A 15,873-nucleotide genomic window follows, 5' to 3' on the forward strand; every position below is an offset into this window, starting at 1 on the left:
TCGGAAGCGATACGGCGATCGACGTGTCAGCCGATCAGGGCGCGAGGCGTTCGAGCGCAAGCGTGGGCCATTCCTTAAGCGCGGATTCGACGGTCTCGGCGGTGGGAATACTCGGCTCGGCGCCGGCCTGCTGCACGCACAGTGCCGACGCCGTCGTCGCCAGACGCAGGGCCTGCTCGATCTCGTCGCCACGCTGTCGCGCGGCCATGAAGTAACCGATAAAGGTATCGCCGGCGGCCGTGGTGTCGACGGCCTCGACCGCGTGCGCCGCCATGGTGACACGTGAACCCTGATACTGATGGCAGACACCGTCGCCACCGAGTGTGAGTACGATTTCGACTTCGGGCAGTCGTGCCGCGAGGGCATCGAGTAGCGTGTCGACATCGGCCGTTTCCGGTCGTTCGACCAGCGCCGCGGCCTCACCCCGGTTTAGAAACAGAAGCTGGCACAGTTCCAACGGCAGATCGGCCACGTCGGCCGACAGCGGGGCCGGGTTGAAGGCGATCGACAGGCCGCCATTCGCCGCCAGGCGCAGCATCGACTCCGAGGCGTTGCACTCGTTCTGCATCAAGACCCAGCTGCCCGCGTGTGCCGAGTCGACCAGCGTCTTCAGTCGGGCCTCATCGAAACCGTGGTTGGCGCCGGCGTAGAGAATGATCGCGTTCTCGCCAGCGTCGTCGACCTGGATCAACGCGTGACCGCTCGCGCCATCGATCAGCTCGACGTCATCGATATCGACGCCGGCGTCACCGAGCGGCGTCAACGCCCAGCGGTCGCTCTCGCCGAGACGACCCCAGTGGGCGACGTTTCCGCCGGCACGTGCCAGCGCCAGCGACTGATTGGCACCCTTGCCGCCGAGTACCTGGCTCAGACTGGTACTGGCCAAGGTCTCGCCGGGACGCACCAGGTGGGGAACCCGGTAGACGTAATCGATATTGATGGAGCCGTAGTTATAGACCTTTGCTGTATCCCGTGACATCTCTTCGTTCCCTAGGCTAGCCAGCCGCGCAGATTATCCGCCGTCAATTCGACCACTCGCTGACGCGCTTCCGGCGTGATCCAGGCGTTGTGCGGTGTCACGATCAGATTGAGCGGCTCGGTAAGCGCATCGAGCAACGGATGCCCGTCACGAGGCGGTTCGCTGGGCAGACTATCGACAGCCAGCCCGCCCAGGCGTCGCTCGCGCAGAGCGGCAAGCGCGGCACCTTCGTCGATGATGCCACCCCGGGCGCCGTTGACCAGTAGCGCATCCGGTTTCATCATCGCCAGCGCCTCGCCATCGACAAGACCGCGAGTCGCTTCCGTCAACGGGCAGTGCAGGCTCAGGACATCGGCCTCGCCGAGCAGTGTCGCCAATGCCGGTCGCGAATCATCGGTTTCACTGCCGGGGCGAGCGGAGAACGTCACGCGCATGCCGAAGGCTTCTCCCAGCTTGGCGACGGCGGTGCCCAGAACGCCGCTTCCGACGATTACCAGATGCTTGCCGGCCAACTGCAGCGTGCGATGGTCGAGCAGACAGAAGATATCGCTACGCTGCCAGGCTCCGGACTGCACCTCGTTCTGATAGCGCGGCAGTCTCGCCGCCAGGGCCAGAATCAACATCAGCGTGTGCTGGGCGACGCTGGCCGTGCCGTAGGCCGCCACATTACGCACCACGATGCCGCGGCGCTCGGCGGCGGCCATGTCGATATTGTTGGTGCCGGTGGCCAGCACGCAGATCAGTTTCAGCGCGGGAAGGGACTCGATCAGCTCGGCATCGAGAACGACCTTGTTGGTGAGCACTACCGTCGCGCCCTCGAGTCGTTCCCGAGTCTGATCCGGAGCGGTAAGACGATGAATGTCGAGATCGTCGACGAGGGTGCGGATGGGGCCGAGATCGATATCGTCCCCCAGTGAAGCGGCGTCCAGAAGTACGGCTTTCATGCTTCTTTTCCTTATCTCTTGCGGGTCTCTCTGCGGTCTCGGGCGCTGTCGTATCACGATTGCTGCGTGCGAACGACGACATCGGCGTTATCAGCCGGTAATATTGCCCGCGACCGGCTGCTGCGCGCTATACTATGCGGCTTTCCTGCCCGGCTTGGAAAGGGTCGGTACGTCACCGCTCGGGCTGGGCGTCGAGAACATTCTCGCCGTCGCGCCGGCGGGAAACAGATAAGCGGGACTAGACAAACAGCTGGCGCCAGGCCGACAACCGGGTGGCGCCCGGATAACGCAAGGAAGTCGCCCATAGCGGGGCCTAGGCTTCCCGTAGCCAGAGAGTGATCAATCCATGCCCATTTACGAATATGAGTGCAAGGCTTGCGGCCATCGTCTGGAGAAGCTTCAGAAGATCAGCGCGCCGCCGTTGAAGGATTGCCCGACCTGCGAGCGCCCGGAACTCTCTCGCCTGGTGTCGGCGGCCGGTTTCAGGCTGGCCGGCGGCGGCTGGTATGAAACCGATTTCAAATCGGGCAGCAAGAAGAATCTCGTCGGTGACGCCGCCAAGCCGGCTTCGTCGAGCGAAAGTGGCAGCAAGTCGACAGGCGAAAGCAAATCGAGCGGTGAGAGCAAAGCGTCTGCCTGAGTCTTGTCTCCACGTTTTTAGGCTTCACATTTTTAAGCTTCACAATTCTAGGATCCAGCATGCGCAGTCATTATTGCGGCCGATTGAACGAGTCATTGATCGATCACGAAGTCACGCTTTGCGGGTGGGTGCATCGCCGCCGCGACCATGGCGGTGTCATTTTCCTCGACATGCGCGATCGTGACGGTATCGCTCAGGTGGTTGTGGATCCCGACACGGCCGAGGCCTTCGCCAATGCCGATCGAGCGCGCAACGAGTACGTGCTTCGCATCGTCGGTCGCATTCGCCTGCGTCCGGAAGGCACTCAGAATCCCAACATGCCGACTGGCATGATCGAGGTGCTGGCCAAGCAGGTCGAAGTCCTCAACACCGCCGCGACACCGCCGTTCCAGCTCGACGAGCACGGCAAAGTGGGCGAAGAGGTTCGGCTCAAGTATCGCTATATCGACCTGCGCCGTCCGGAGATGATCGAGCGCCTGCGTCTGCGCTCGCGGATTACCCACAGCGTGCGCGCCTATCTCGAGGATCATGGTTTCCTCGATATCGAGACCCCGATCCTGACTCGAGCGACGCCGGAAGGGGCGCGGGACTATCTCGTGCCGAGCCGGACTCACGACGGTCACTTTTTCGCGCTGCCGCAGTCACCGCAGCTGTTCAAGCAGTTGCTGATGGTCTCCGGTTTCGATCGTTACTATCAGATCGCCAAGTGCTTCCGTGACGAGGATCTGCGCGCGGATCGCCAGCCCGAGTTCACCCAGATCGACATCGAAGCATCGTTCATCGACGAGCAGGACATAATGGGCACCACGGAGCAGATGGTGCGCCAGCTGTTCCAGGAAGTGCTGGATGTCGACCTGCCGGCGTTCCCGCGCATGCCCTACAGCGAGGCGATGCAACGCTACGGCTCCGACAAGCCGGATCTGCGCATCCCGCTCGAACTGGTGGATGTCGACGATCTGATGCAGTCGGTGGACTTCAAGGTCTTCTCCGGTCCGGCCAAGGCCGATGACGGTCGCGTGGCCGCGCTGAAGGTGAGCGGTGGGGCCAAGCTGTCGCGCAAGGAGATCGACGAATATACCAAGTTCGTGGGTATCTACGGTGCCAAGGGGCTGGCCTGGATCAAGGTCAACGAGCGCGCCAAGGGGCTCGAGGGGCTGCAGTCGCCGATCGTCAAGTTCATGGAAGGCATCGTCGAGCAATTGCTGGATCGCGTCGGCGCTGAAGACGGCGATATCATCTTCTTCGGGGCCGACAGAGCGAAAATCGTCAACGAAGCGATCGGCGCGCTGCGCGTCAAGCTGGGCGAGGACCTCGATCTTTACACGGCCAAGTGGGCGCCGCTATGGGTCGTCGATTTCCCGATGTTCGAAGCCGACGATAGCGGCCGCCTGTCGGCACTGCATCATCCGTTTACCGCGCCGTCCTGTTCCTCGGACGAGCTCAAGGCGTCGCCCGCCACGGCGCTGTCTCGCGCCTATGACATGGTGCTGAACGGCACCGAACTGGGTGGTGGTTCGATCCGTATTCACGATCAGGCCATGCAGCGCGCGGTGTTCGAAGTGCTGGGTATCGGCAAGGAAGAAGCCGAGGAGAAGTTCGGCTTCCTGCTCGACGCGCTGCAGTACGGTGCGCCGCCGCACGGCGGTCTGGCTTTCGGCCTCGACCGGCTGGTGATGCTGATGACGGGATCACGGACTATCCGCGACGTCATCGCCTTCCCCAAGACGCAGAGCGCCGCCGACCTGATGACCGACGCGCCCGGCGAGGTCAGCAGCCAGCAGTTGCGCGATCTGCATATCCGTCTGCGCCAGAAAGCGAAGCCCGAAAGCAGCGGAGAGTAACGGCTTTCGACTTCACACGCCGGCGCCCTCAGGGGCGCCGGCGTCGTTTTGGCTGGCGTCCGACAGGTATCTGAAGCCAGGTGTCGGTGTAGCTCGATGCGGGCAATTTCATTACATTCGCGTTCAACGAGGCGAATCATCGATAGCAGCCATCGATGTCAGTCGGGAGGTCATATTTCGATGAATCTGGGCCAGTGGATACAGGAATCCGGCGTTTGATTCTCTTGGGTATCGACCCCGGATCGCGGATAACCGGCTACGGCGTGATCGATGTCTCCGCCAAGCCACGTTATATCGCCAGTGGCTGCATTCGTATCGACGGCGAAGATCTGGCCCAGAAGCTGGCACGGGTCTATGCCGGCGTGAGCGAATTGATCGGCCTGTATCGGCCGGCAGAATTCGCCATCGAGCGCGTGTTCATGGCCAAGAATGCGGACTCCGCCCTCAAGCTCGGTCAGGCTCGTGGCAGCGCGATCGTCTGCGCGGCAAATCATGGTCTACCGGTCCACGAGTATGCCGCGCGTCAGGTCAAGCAGGCCATCACCGGCAACGGCGGTGCCGACAAGTCGCAGATCCAGCATATGGTGACGGCGATACTCTCCCTGGATGCGCCGCCACCGGCCGATGCTGCCGATGCGCTGGCGATCGCGCTGACCCATGGATACGCCCGCCAGGGCTTGTTGGCGGTGTCTCCGCAGCGCCGCGGAAAACCCTCTCGGGGCGGGCGCTGGCGAGACTTCAAGCCGGATTGACAGAGGCGTCATAACAGCGCCTCGGGTAGCTAGTCAGTTGAATCGGCTATGCGTATAGTGGACGCCGTCGGAGTAAGGACACGAATGGCATGATTGGACGTTTGCACGGCACGCTGTTGGAGAAACACCCCCCCTGGATCGTCATCGATGTGCAGGGCGTTGGCTACGAGCTCGAGACCTCGATGACCACTTTGGTTTCGCTGCCCGGCGCCGGGGAAGCTGTGCGCCTCTATACGCATCTCAGCGTGCGTGAGGACGCCCATCTGCTTTACGGTTTTTCCCACGACGAAGAACGCCAGCTGTTTCGCGCCCTGATCAAGGTCAACGGTGTCGGTCCCAAACTGGCACTGGCCATTCTGTCGGGAATGGATACCGATGAATTCATCCACTGCGTGATGGAAGGCGACAGCAAGGCGTTGACCAAGCTGCCCGGCGTCGGCAAGAAGACCGCGGATCGCCTGATCGTCGAGATGCGTGATCGCTTCCCGCATTGGCAGGAAGGACAGGCGTCGTTGCTGGGCAGTGAGAATGCCGCCACGATGACGCCGGCCGACCCGCTGGCCGATGCCGAGGCCGCGCTGGTCACGCTGGGTTACAAGCCAACAGAAGCATCGCGCATGCTTTCCGCGCTGGACAAGACGCTCCCTACCGAAGCGCTGATCAAAGCGGCGCTGTCACGCCAGCTGGCTGGATAACCCGCTCATGATTGAACCCGACCGTCTGATTGCGGCACCGCCGCAGCAGGGCGAGCAGCAGGTCGACCATGCCATTCGACCACGCCGACTCGCTGACTATATCGGCCAACCGCGCGTGCGCGAGCAGCTGAACATCTTCATTGCCGCGGCGCGTCAGCGTGAGGACACGCTCGATCATACCCTCGTGTTCGGCCCGCCGGGGCTGGGCAAGACGACCCTCGCCAACATCATCGCCACCGAAATGAACGTGGACATCAAGTCGACTTCAGGCCCGGTGCTGGAGCGCGCCGGTGACCTGGCCGCGATGCTGACCAACCTGCAGCCGGGCGACGTGCTGTTCATCGACGAGATCCACCGGCTTCCCGCCGCAGTGGAAGAAGTGCTGTATCCGGCGATGGAGGATTTTCAGCTGGATATCATGATCGGCGACGGCCCGGCGGCCCGATCGATCAAGCTGGATCTGCCGCGGTTCACGCTGGTCGGCGCCACGACTCGGGCGGGGCTTCTGACCTCGCCATTGCGCGACCGGTTCGGCATCGTGCAGCGACTCGAATTTTACGCCGTCGACGAATTGACCGAGATCGTATCGCGCTCCGCCCGGCTGCTGGGCGTACCGGCCGACGTCGAAGGCGCCCGGGAAATTGCCCGACGCGCCCGCGGCACCCCGCGTATCGCCAACCGGCTGTTGCGACGCGTGCGTGACTTCGCCGAGGTCAAGGGCGACGGGCGGGTCAACGCGGTGGTAGCCGATCAGGCGCTCAATATGCTCAACGTCGATAGCCACGGGCTGGATCACATGGATCGGCGACTGCTGCTGGCGATGATCGAAAAGTTCGATGGTGGGCCTGTCGGTGTCGACAGCCTGGCCGCGGCTATCAGCGAAGAACGCGACACCATCGAGGACGTCATCGAACCCTACCTGATCCAGCAGGGCTTCATGATGCGCACCACCCGAGGCCGGGTCGTCACGCGGTCCGCCTACACGCATTTCGGCATCGCGCCTGACGACAAGGCGCCGGGCGATAACGCCCCCCGCGATGACCGGACGCCTGCAGGCGCCGGGCAGAATTCGTCGATGGGCGGGGGTCAGGTCGGCAATGAATGAATTCATGTTCCCGGTGAAGGTCTATATCGAAGATACCGACGCCGGTGGCATTGTGTACTACGTTAACTATCTGAAATTCATGGAGCGCGCGCGCAGCGAATGGTTGAATGCGCGCGGCTTCGGTCAGCGTGGGTTGATAGAGAAGGGCGTGCAGCTGGTGGTTCATTCGCTGAGTTGCCGCTATGCACGCCCGGCGCGACTCGACGACCGGCTGGAAGTGACGGCCAAGGTCAGTCGACTGTCGGCCTGCTCGTTACAATTTGAGCAGGCCGTACGGTACGACGGGGATACATTATGCGAAGCGACGGTCGATATTGCCTGTGTCGATGCGCAACGCCTGAAACCGATGCGTTGGCCCAGCGAACTCCGCGCGGTGCTGACGTCAGACATTCCAAGCCAGTGATTCGAGGATTTTCGTGAACGACTCCATGTCCATCCCCCATCTGATCATGAACGCCAGTCTGGTGGTCCAGCTGGTCTTGCTCCTGCTGTTGGCCGCATCCATCGCCTCCTGGGTTGTCATCTTTCAACGCAGTTTCGCGCTGGCTCGTGCCAGGAAAACGCAGAAAGCGTTCGACGAGCGCTTCTGGTCGGGTGTCGATCTCAACGAACTCTACCGGGATGTTCCGGAAAACTACGAAGCGCAGGGCTCCGAGCACGTCTTTCGTGCCGGCTTCCGCGAGTTCAATCGGCTGATGCCGAAGACGCGCAGCAGCGAAGCCGTGCTGGACGGCGTGCAGCGCTCGCAGCGAGTAGCGCTCTCTCGCGAAGAGGATCGACTCAACGCCAACCTTACGCTGCTGGCGACCGTGGCCTCGGCGAGCCCGTATATCGGGCTGTTCGGGACCGTCTGGGGCATCATGGGTTCCTTCCAGAGCCTATCGATGGCCCAGCAGGCGACACTGTCGACCGTGGCACCGTGGATCGCCGAGGCACTGGTGGCAACCGCGATGGGACTGTTCGCCGCGATTCCCGCGGTCATTTTCTATAACCGTCTGTCGGCCATCGCCAGTCGCCTGCTCGGCGAGTACGAAGATTTCGCCGAGGAATTCCATTCGATCCTGCACCGTAACCTGCAAGGTCGCGGCAGCAATCAAGCGTCCTGAGGCGGAGGTTCAACATGAGTGGACCCTACAGCCGCCGTCAACGGCGCAAACCGATGGGCGAAATCAACGTCGTTCCGTTCATCGACGTCATGCTGGTGCTGCTGGTGATCTTCATGATCACCGCGCCGATGCTGACCCAGGGCGTGAAGGTCGATCTGCCTCAGGTCACATCGGAACCGATCGACACCGATGAGCAGGAGCCGATCATCGTCTCGGTCGACAGCCAGGGCGAGTACTATATTTCGCTCGGCGAGGAAGACAAGCCGGTGACACTGGAGACCGTCGGCGATCAGGTCGTGGCGATCCTCGAGCGCAAGCCGGATACCCCGGTCATGGTGCGTGGCGACCAGAATGCCTCCTACGGCCAGGTCGTAACGCTGATGAGTACACTGCAGATGGCAGGTGTGGCGAACGTCGGATTGATTTCCGAGCCGCCCCATGGCGACAAAGGGTAACCGCATGGCGAAGCGAAACCGCCGAGTCGGTTACGGCCTGCCCGTCGTTCTGGCGATCGTCGTTCATGTCGCGGCGCTGTTATTGACGATGTTGCGCTTGCCGGAGAGTGAACCGACACCGAGCTCCTCGTCCGTGGTACAGGCGACGCTGGTCAGCGACGTCACCGCCACGGATCAGGCCCAGTACGCCAAGGAGGCGCGGGCGCGAGCGGCTCAGCGACAGGCAGAAGAGGCGGCTCAGCAGGCGGCCGAACAGCAGTCGCAGGAAGAAGCACAGCAAGCAGCCGAGCAGCAGGCTCAAGAACAGGCGCAGCAGCAGGAAGCCGAGCGCCAGGCGGCTGCCGAGCAGGCCGAAGCGGAATCCGAGCGTCGCCAGCAGGCGGCGAAAGAGGCCGCCGCCGCTCGCGCCGAGGCGGAAGAGCAGCAGAAGGCCGCCGAATCCCAGCGTCAGGCCGAAGCGAAAAAGCAGCAGGTCGCCGCCGAAAAGCGGAAAGCTGAAGAGGCCGAGAAGAAGGCCGAGGCGGAAAAGCAGAAAGCGGCAGCGGCCGAGAAACAGCGCCAGGCGGAAGCCGAGAAGAAAAAGGCCGAAGCGGAAAAACAGAAAGCTGCAGAAGCCGAGAAACAGCGCCAGGCGGAGGCCGAAAAGGAAAAGGCCGAAGCGGAAAAGCAGAAGGCTGCGGAAGCCGAGAAGAAAAAGGCTGAAGCGGAAAAGCAGAAAAAGGCCGAGGCAGAGAAAAAGCGCAAGGCTGAAGAAGCGGAGAAGAAACGCCAGGCGGAGGCGGCAGCGAAAAAAGCGGCTGCCGATGCGCTGAGCGATTCGATTTCCAACGAGCAGGAGCGGATTGCCAATGCCGAGCAGTCCGATCAAGCGTCGAATAGCTTCATCAATCTGGTCAAGCGGGCCGTCGAGGATCGCTGGCACTTGCCGGCCAACGCGGACGGTGGTTTGGTAGCACAGGTTCGCGTAAGACTGGGGCCGTCCGGTGAATTGCTGGCAGCCAGCGTCACCCGCAGCAGTGGCAATCCCAGTTTCGATCGATCGGCGACGCAGGCCGTTGAAGCCGCGGCACCGTTCCGCGAACTGCAACAGCTGGATGCAGGGTTGCAACGGCGGTTTCGCGACTTCAATCTCAAATTCACCCCCGGGGATGTACAGTGATGAAACGATGGATGTCTCAAGGATGGAAAACCCTGGCCGCCGGCTGGCTGGTGTCGTTGATAGCCCTGACCTGTATGGCGACCACCGCCCAGGCACAGAACCTGACCATCGAAATCAATCGCGGTAGTGATCAGGCAACACCGATCGCGGTCGTGCCGTTCGAGGTCAGCGGCCAGGGTTCGTTGCCGCAGGATGTGGCGCAGATCGTCAGTGATGATCTGGAACATAGCGGGCAGTTTTCACCCCTGAGCCGGAGCTCACTCGTCTCGTTGCCGAGCAGCAGCAAGGATGTTTTCTACGACGACTGGAAACGCGTCGATGCGCGCTATCTGGTGGTGGGCAACATCGAGCCCCAGGGTGATCAGTATCGTATCCAGTACGAGCTGATGGACATCCTGGGTGGCAAGCGCATGCTGGGCGAAACCGTGACCTCCTCCGAGGGTAATCTGCGGGCCAGTGCTCACTACATCAGCGACCAGATCTTCGAGGCGATTACCGGTATCCGGGGGGCATTCTCGACCCGTATCGCTTACGTCTCGGCCAGCGGTGCCGGGGATAACAGTCGCTATGCGCTCCATATAGCCGATGCCGATGGCTACAACAGTCAGCAGATTCTGTCGTCGGATGATCCGATTCTGTCACCGGCCTGGTCGCCGGATGGCAAGAAGATCGCCTATGTCTCGTTCGAATCCGGCAACTCAGCCATCTATGTACAGAATACCTCGTCGGGCGAGCGCGTACGGTTGACGTCATTCCGCGGCATCAATGGCGCACCCGCATGGTCACCGGATGGCCGCAAGCTGGCGATGTCGTTGTCGAAGGATGGCCAGCCGGAAATCTACGTCATGAACCTGGGGTCGCGTCAGCTCACGCGGCTGACCAATAATCGCGCCATCGAGACGGAACCGGATTGGACGCCTGACGGTCAGTCGCTGATTTTCACCTCTGACCGAAGTGGCGCCCCGCAGCTGTACCGCATGTCAGCCAGCGGTGGACAGGCCGATCGCATCACATTTACCGGGAGTTATAACTCGGACGGGCGCTTCTCGCCCGATGGCAAATCTCTTTTCATGGTGACCCGTGACGGCAGCGGTTATCACGTGGCGAAGCAGGACATGGACACGAGTCGTGTCACTGTCTTGACTGATTCACGTTGGGATGAATCGCCCAGTGTCGCACCGAATGGCACCATGGTAATCTTCGCTACCCAGCAAGGGGCGCAAGGTGTGTTGGGGGCAGTTTCTTCGGATGGACGTGCGTCCTTCCGACTGCCTTCGGCGCAGGGTGACGTACGCGAACCCGCGTGGTCGCCGTTTTTGAACTAAACGACTACAGTCAGTGTGTCATTCGACATCCGAGCAAGGAGATGACAATGCAAATGAATACCTACGCGAAGACATTAGCAGTCGCGCTGTCGCTAGCAGTAATGGCTGGTTGTTCCAGCAGTGGCGGTACCCAGGAAGGGGACATGAATGGCACCGCGGGCGGCACGTCCGGCCAGGGCATGACATCCGGCCAGGGCACTTCCGGCTCCCAGATGGGCGCCAATGACCAGAAGCCCAACGTCGACACTATCTATTTCGCATTCGACAGCGAAGAAATTCGCCCTGAATTCGAATCGGTTCTCGATGGCCATGCGCAGTACTTGATGGCGAACTCGAGCACCAACGTGACACTGCAGGGTTATGCAGACGAGCGCGGTACGCGTGAATACAACCTGGGTCTCGGCGAGCGTCGTGCGCAGGCGGTCGAGCAGTACTTGACCGTTCAGGGCGTCTCTCCGTCCCAGATCCAGATCGTCAGCTACGGTGAAGAGCGTCCGGCAGTTCAGGGCCACACTGAAGAAGCTTACGCCAAGAACCGTCGCGTCGTATTTTCGTACTAAGCACCGACGGAGAAAAGCATGAAACACGGTCTGAAAAGACTGTGCGGCGCGGGAGCCCTGGTGCTCCCGCTGTCCGTATGGGCTCAGCAACCTGCCGTTGATGACCTCACCGGTCAGTCGAACGGCTTCTATAGTCAGACGGAAGCTCGCCAAAGTGGTGGGGGGACGCTGACGATCCTCAATCAGTTGAAGGACAATCAACAGCAGATTCAGCAGCTTCGTGGCCAAGTCGAAGAGCTGCGCTACCAGTTGGATCAGCTGAAACAGCAGACCCAGCAGCAGTATCTTGACCTCGATGATCGCATCTCCGGCGGCGGGATGGGGGCAGGAGGTGGCGGCAATTCCGGTAGCGATCTGGATAACACCAGTATCGATAACGGTGCGGCCAACGATGTCGCGAGCGATAGCGGCGCAAACGCCAGCAACGCCGGGAATTCGACGCAGTCCTCGTCCAACGCAGGTGACAGCGGTGGCCAGTCTGGAGCCGGCGGTCAAGACGGCCGTGATGCTTACCAGGCGGCGTTTCAACAGGTTCAGTCTCGCCAGTTCGACTCGGCCATCACCGCTTTCCAGAGCTTCATCAGCGACTATCCGCAATCCAGTCTCGTGCCCAATGCACACTACTGGTTAGGTGAACTCTATTCCGCGCAGTCGCAGCTCGATCAGGCCGTCAAGGCATTCGACACGGTTATCAGCGACTATCCGCAGAGCAACAAGGTTCCGGATGCGCTATACAAGCTAGGGCTGTTGAAAGCGCGTCAGGGGGATACCGAGGGCAGCCGTCAGCTGCTGCAGCAGGCTCGTGACGATTATCCCGACAGCAACGCGGCCCAGATGGCGAGCGACTTTCTCAATCAGATGGGTAACTGATCGGATCAGGACACCAGCATGACGTGCCACATCGACTATCAGGCGCCAACCGGGCTACTCGACGGAAAGATCGTTCTGGTGACCGGGGCGAACGCAGGTATCGGCCGCGCTGCAGCCATGAGCTATGCGCATCACGGCGCCACGGTGATTCTACTGGGCCGCAGCGTCAGTCGTCTCGAAGTGGTTTACGATGCCATCGAGGCGATGAACGGGCCGCAGCCGGCGATTTTTCCGCTCAATCTCGAAAGCGCGACACCCCAGGATTATCTGGCAGTCGCCTCCAAGCTGGAAAAGGAGTTCGGCCGCCTCGACGGCTTGCTTCACAATGCCAGCATTCTGGGAGAGCGGGTATCGGTCGAGGCCTACGATCTGGAGCTATGGGCTCGGGTCATGCAGGTCAACTTCACCGCCACGTTAGGTCTGACGCAAGCGTTGCTGCCGCTGCTGGGGCGCTCCAGCAGCGCATCCGTCGTCTTTACCTCGTCTAGCGTCGGCCGCCATGGGCGCGCCAAATGGGGTGCCTATTCGACCTCGAAATTTGCCACCGAAGGTCTGATGCAGATTCTGGCCGACGAGCATCGCGACGCTGCCATTCGTTTCAACTCGCTCAATCCTGGCGCCACGCGCACGGCCATGCGTCAGTCGGCGTATCCGGACGAAAACCCTATGGAGCTTCGCACGCCGGAAGAGATCATGCCGACCTACCTGTGGCTGATGGGCTCATCCAGCGAGGGCGTCAGCGGCCAGGCGTTCGACGCCCAGCCACCGAAGGCGAAAGCCTGAGCCAGACGCATACCTCAGATCGCCGCTCGACACTCCATTCACCTTGCTTCGAGCAACGCCAGCAGGGTGTCGGTGAGTTCCGCCGGCGTGGCAAACCACTGCGTGGCCGGCCACGCGTCAATATCGTCATCTTCCGCGATATAGCCATAGCGTACGGCGATTGCCGCCATGCCGGCGCTATTGGCGGCTTCCATGTCCCGCCGATGATCCCCGATGTACCAGCATCGCGGCGCGTCGACACCGATCTGTCTGGCCGCTTCCAACAGTGGGGCGGGGTCGGGCTTCCTGACGGGAAGATCATCCGCGCAGAGCATGACTCCCGGTGCCAGGCCGAGTGCCGCAATCAACGGTTCGGCGTAACGCCGCGGCTTGTTGGTGACAATGCCCCAAGGCCGTCCGGCCGCTTCCCATCGCGTCAGCAGCGGCACGAGTGCCGGAAAGACTTCGCTTTTCTCCGCGACGGCTTGCGCATAGCGCTCCAGCAGAAACTCGCGCGCGGTAGCATGTCGCGGATGGTCGACGGCCCATCCCACGGCCAACGTGACCAGAGCACTGCCGCCGTTGGACACCTGGGCCCGAATGTCCTCGTAGGGTAAACGCGCCAGTTCATGGTGCTCACGCAGCCGGTTGGTAGCCTCGGCCAGATCGGGGGCGGTGTCGACGAGGGTGCCGTCGAGATCGAACAGCAGCCCTTGCGGCAATGCCGTCGCGCTCATTTGTCGTCGCCGCTACCGGTTCGCTCTTCTCCGAACCATTCGGGGCGGACATGCACCATGTAGTTGACCGATACGTCGCTCGCGGTCAGCCGGTAGCGTCGTGATACCGGGTTATAGGTCAGCCCCGTCTGCTTCTGCAGCCTCAGGCCGTGCTGACGGCACCAGCCGGACAGTTCGGAGGGGCGAATGAACTTGCGATATTCGTGCGTGCCGCGCGGCAGCAGGCCCAGTACGTATTCGGCGCCGAGGATCGCGAACGCATAGGATTTCGGATTGCGATTGATCGTCGAGAAGAACAGGTGGCCGCCGGGCTTGACCAGCCTGGCGCAGGCTTCGATCACGGAGCCCGGATCGGGCACGTGTTCGAGCATTTCGAGGCATGTCACCACGTCAAATTCACCGGCGTGCTCAGCCGCCATCGCTTCCACACTGATGTTCCGATAGTCGACTTCCACGCCGCTCTCCAGCTGATGGAGTCTGGCGACCGACAGCGGCGCCTCGCCCAGATCGATCCCGGTCACGTCGGCGCCACGCATTGCCATGGCTTCACTCAGAATGCCGCCACCACAGCCAACGTCGATCACGCGCTTGCCGGCCAGCGATACCTGAGAATCTATGAATCCCAGACGCAGCGGATTGATGTCATGCAGAGGCTTGAACTCACCTTCCCGATCCCACCAGCGGCTGGCCAATGCCTCGAATTTGGCAATTTCGGCCCGATCGACATTGTCATGGGGCGCCGCGTTATCGTGAGGTGATGGTGTCATGGACTGGTTTCCTTACCGGAATGTCGATGTATCGCTGAGTTGGCTGAGTTCATGCCACCGAAAGAGGGGATGCGCCGGTGCAGCGGTACCTGGCTTTACGATATTCTACTATGGACGGTAGCCAGGCTGGATGCCAAGTTAGCAAAAAGGGCTGGCAATAATCGACATGGCCTGTCGCCATTGTGCGACTGTGCTTTCGGCGTCTCGCCCGCTAAGCTAGCAGGAGACTCGATGTCAGGCTCCCCACGCCCGTTGATTTCATACCCAGGAAGGGAAGGACCTAAAGATGATTCGCAAGGCTGTACTGCCCGTCGCCGGATTCGGCACCCGTTGTTTGCCCGCTTCCAAGGCGATCCCCAAGGAAATGATCACCATCGTCGACAAACCGGTGATTCAATACGTGGTCACCGAGGCGGTGAAGGCCGGTATCAAGGAAATCGTCCTGGTCACGCACTCGTCGAAAAGCGCTATCGAAAACCATTTCGACAAGCATTTCGAGCTCGAGACGCAGCTGGAAGCCAAGGGCAAGGATGAACTGCTCGAGGAACTTCGCAATATCATCCCCGATGACGTCAATATCATCAGCGTACGCCAGCCAGAGGCTCTTGGCCTCGGTCACGCCATTCTCTGCGCGCGTCCGGTCATCGGCAACGACCCGTTTGCGGTACTGCTGCCGGACGTCGTGATCGACGACAACGGCATGGCCAGCAACGATCTGATGGGCATGATCAAGGCCTTCGACGAGACCGGTAAGGCCCAGATCATGGTCGAGACCGTGCCCAAGGAGCTGACTTACAAGTACGGCATCGTCGCGCTCGAAGGTGACGAGCCAGCTGCTGGCGAAAGCGCACCGTTGACCGGCATGGTCGAGAAACCCAAGGTCGAGGAAGCGCCGTCGACGCTGGCCGTGATCGGTCGCTATCTGCTGCCGGGCGAAATCTTCCCGATCCTGGCAGAGACGCCGCCGGGGGCGGGCAACGAGATTCAGCTCACCGATGCCATGGAAACCCTGCGCAAACAAAGCGGTGCCGCCGCCTACCGCATGCAGGGGCAAACCTACGACTGCGGTAGCCAACTGGGCTATCTCGAAGCCACATTGGCCCTGGGGCGGAAGCATCCGAAGCTGGGCGAAGGCTTCCGTCAGTTGATTCAGCAATACGCGGCTGAGGAGTAGAC

The 15,873-nt window shown here is 61.4% G+C and carries 18 protein-coding genes; 14 read left to right on the forward strand and 4 right to left on the reverse strand.

The window, feature by feature from the left end; translation table 11 throughout:
• Positions 1–34: 34 nt before the first annotated feature.
• Both ACUN9V_RS15305 and ACUN9V_RS15310 read right to left on the reverse strand, forming a co-directional pair.
• A complete protein-coding gene (locus ACUN9V_RS15305) occupies positions 35–979 on the reverse strand; it encodes a ribokinase (protein WP_445512025.1) in 945 nt (314 codons plus the stop codon).
• Positions 980–990: 11 nt separating this feature from the next.
• A complete protein-coding gene (locus ACUN9V_RS15310) occupies positions 991–1,923 on the reverse strand; it encodes a D-2-hydroxyacid dehydrogenase (protein WP_445512026.1) in 933 nt (310 codons plus the stop codon).
• Positions 1,924–2,269: 346 nt separating this feature from the next.
• On the opposite strand from ACUN9V_RS15310, the gene ACUN9V_RS15315 reads away from it, so the two are divergent.
• From ACUN9V_RS15315 to ACUN9V_RS15375, 13 genes are all read left to right on the forward strand, one after another.
• Positions 2,270–2,563, forward strand: coding sequence for an FmdB family zinc ribbon protein (locus ACUN9V_RS15315; protein ID WP_075563827.1), 294 nt, complete (start codon positions 2,270–2,272; stop codon positions 2,561–2,563).
• 59 nt (positions 2,564–2,622) lie between these two features.
• Entirely contained in the window at positions 2,623–4,404 is a 1,782-nt protein-coding gene (aspS, locus tag ACUN9V_RS15320; protein WP_445512027.1) for an aspartate--tRNA ligase, read from the forward strand.
• Between the two features lie 215 nt (positions 4,405–4,619).
• Positions 4,620–5,156, forward strand: a complete 537-nt coding sequence (gene ruvC / locus ACUN9V_RS15325) for a crossover junction endodeoxyribonuclease RuvC (protein WP_075563829.1) — start codon at positions 4,620–4,622, stop codon at positions 5,154–5,156.
• 89 nt (positions 5,157–5,245) lie between these two features.
• The gene (gene ruvA / locus ACUN9V_RS15330; RefSeq protein WP_445512028.1) at positions 5,246–5,851 is read left to right on the forward strand and encodes a Holliday junction branch migration protein RuvA; all 606 of its coding nucleotides are present in this window, start codon (positions 5,246–5,248) and stop codon (positions 5,849–5,851) included.
• 7 nt (positions 5,852–5,858) lie between these two features.
• Positions 5,859–6,956 (forward strand): Holliday junction branch migration DNA helicase RuvB, encoded by a 1,098-nt coding sequence (ruvB, locus tag ACUN9V_RS15335; protein WP_445512029.1) that lies wholly within the window; start codon positions 5,859–5,861, stop codon positions 6,954–6,956.
• A complete protein-coding gene (gene ybgC / locus ACUN9V_RS15340) occupies positions 6,949–7,359 on the forward strand; it encodes a tol-pal system-associated acyl-CoA thioesterase (RefSeq protein ID WP_445512030.1) in 411 nt (136 codons plus the stop codon). Before ruvB ends, ybgC begins: the two co-directional genes overlap by 8 nt.
• Positions 7,360–7,384: 25 nt before the next feature.
• The gene (gene tolQ, locus ACUN9V_RS15345) at positions 7,385–8,062 is read left to right on the forward strand and encodes a protein TolQ (protein ID WP_188113767.1); all 678 of its coding nucleotides are present in this window, start codon (positions 7,385–7,387) and stop codon (positions 8,060–8,062) included.
• 14 nt (positions 8,063–8,076) lie between these two features.
• Positions 8,077–8,517, forward strand: coding sequence for a protein TolR (gene tolR / locus ACUN9V_RS15350; protein ID WP_075563833.1), 441 nt, complete (start codon positions 8,077–8,079; stop codon positions 8,515–8,517).
• A 4-nt stretch (positions 8,518–8,521) separates the two neighbouring features.
• Positions 8,522–9,676, forward strand: a complete 1,155-nt coding sequence (gene tolA / locus ACUN9V_RS15355; protein WP_445512031.1) for a cell envelope integrity protein TolA — start codon at positions 8,522–8,524, stop codon at positions 9,674–9,676.
• A gap of 11 nt (positions 9,677–9,687) precedes the next feature.
• Positions 9,688–11,001, forward strand: a complete 1,314-nt coding sequence (tolB, locus tag ACUN9V_RS15360; RefSeq protein WP_445512032.1) for a Tol-Pal system beta propeller repeat protein TolB — start codon at positions 9,688–9,690, stop codon at positions 10,999–11,001.
• Positions 11,002–11,048: 47 nt separating this feature from the next.
• Positions 11,049–11,561, forward strand: coding sequence for a peptidoglycan-associated lipoprotein Pal (gene pal, locus ACUN9V_RS15365; protein ID WP_075562267.1), 513 nt, complete (start codon positions 11,049–11,051; stop codon positions 11,559–11,561).
• Between the two features lie 18 nt (positions 11,562–11,579).
• Positions 11,580–12,431 (forward strand): tol-pal system protein YbgF, encoded by an 852-nt coding sequence (gene ybgF / locus ACUN9V_RS15370; RefSeq protein WP_075562268.1) that lies wholly within the window; start codon positions 11,580–11,582, stop codon positions 12,429–12,431.
• Positions 12,432–12,449: 18 nt separating this feature from the next.
• The gene (locus ACUN9V_RS15375; RefSeq protein WP_075562269.1) at positions 12,450–13,214 is read left to right on the forward strand and encodes a YciK family oxidoreductase; all 765 of its coding nucleotides are present in this window, start codon (positions 12,450–12,452) and stop codon (positions 13,212–13,214) included.
• A 38-nt stretch (positions 13,215–13,252) separates the two neighbouring features.
• On the opposite strand, the gene ACUN9V_RS15380 is transcribed toward ACUN9V_RS15375, so the two are convergent.
• Together ACUN9V_RS15380 and ubiG are read right to left on the reverse strand one after the other, a co-directional pair.
• Complete coding sequence (locus ACUN9V_RS15380) at positions 13,253–13,930, reverse strand: HAD-IA family hydrolase (RefSeq protein ID WP_075562270.1); 678 nt, start codon at positions 13,928–13,930, stop codon at positions 13,253–13,255.
• Positions 13,927–14,697, reverse strand: coding sequence for a bifunctional 2-polyprenyl-6-hydroxyphenol methylase/3-demethylubiquinol 3-O-methyltransferase UbiG (ubiG, locus tag ACUN9V_RS15385; protein WP_075562271.1), 771 nt, complete (start codon positions 14,695–14,697; stop codon positions 13,927–13,929). Before ubiG ends, ACUN9V_RS15380 begins: the two co-directional genes overlap by 4 nt.
• Positions 14,698–14,983: 286 nt before the next feature.
• On the opposite strand from ubiG, the gene galU reads away from it, so the two are divergent.
• Positions 14,984–15,871, forward strand: a complete 888-nt coding sequence (gene galU, locus ACUN9V_RS15390; protein WP_075562272.1) for a UTP--glucose-1-phosphate uridylyltransferase GalU — start codon at positions 14,984–14,986, stop codon at positions 15,869–15,871.
• Positions 15,872–15,873 lie beyond the last annotated feature (2 nt).

It is taken from the genome of Salinicola sp. V024 (assembly GCF_052645315.1).

Coding starts and splice junctions, on each gene's coding strand:
- ACUN9V_RS15315 (WP_075563827.1), top strand. CDS start 2,270: ATGCCCATTTACGAATATGAGTGCAAGGCTTGCGGCCATCGTCTGGAG.
- pal (WP_075562267.1), top strand. CDS start 11,049: ATGCAAATGAATACCTACGCGAAGACATTAGCAGTCGCGCTGTCGCTA.
- galU (WP_075562272.1), top strand. CDS start 14,984: ATGATTCGCAAGGCTGTACTGCCCGTCGCCGGATTCGGCACCCGTTGT.
- tolQ (WP_188113767.1), top strand. CDS start 7,385: ATGTCCATCCCCCATCTGATCATGAACGCCAGTCTGGTGGTCCAGCTG.
- ACUN9V_RS15310 (WP_445512026.1), bottom strand. CDS start 1,923: ATGAAAGCCGTACTTCTGGACGCCGCTTCACTGGGGGACGATATCGAT.
- ubiG (WP_075562271.1), bottom strand. CDS start 14,697: ATGACACCATCACCTCACGATAACGCGGCGCCCCATGACAATGTCGAT.
- aspS (WP_445512027.1), top strand. CDS start 2,623: ATGCGCAGTCATTATTGCGGCCGATTGAACGAGTCATTGATCGATCAC.
- ruvA (WP_445512028.1), top strand. CDS start 5,246: ATGATTGGACGTTTGCACGGCACGCTGTTGGAGAAACACCCCCCCTGG.
- ACUN9V_RS15375 (WP_075562269.1), top strand. CDS start 12,450: ATGACGTGCCACATCGACTATCAGGCGCCAACCGGGCTACTCGACGGA.
- tolA (WP_445512031.1), top strand. CDS start 8,522: ATGGCGAAGCGAAACCGCCGAGTCGGTTACGGCCTGCCCGTCGTTCTG.
- tolR (WP_075563833.1), top strand. CDS start 8,077: ATGAGTGGACCCTACAGCCGCCGTCAACGGCGCAAACCGATGGGCGAA.
- ACUN9V_RS15305 (WP_445512025.1), bottom strand. CDS start 979: ATGTCACGGGATACAGCAAAGGTCTATAACTACGGCTCCATCAATATC.
- ybgF (WP_075562268.1), top strand. CDS start 11,580: ATGAAACACGGTCTGAAAAGACTGTGCGGCGCGGGAGCCCTGGTGCTC.
- ruvB (WP_445512029.1), top strand. CDS start 5,859: ATGATTGAACCCGACCGTCTGATTGCGGCACCGCCGCAGCAGGGCGAG.
- ACUN9V_RS15380 (WP_075562270.1), bottom strand. CDS start 13,930: ATGAGCGCGACGGCATTGCCGCAAGGGCTGCTGTTCGATCTCGACGGC.
- tolB (WP_445512032.1), top strand. CDS start 9,688: ATGTCTCAAGGATGGAAAACCCTGGCCGCCGGCTGGCTGGTGTCGTTG.
- ybgC (WP_445512030.1), top strand. CDS start 6,949: ATGAATGAATTCATGTTCCCGGTGAAGGTCTATATCGAAGATACCGAC.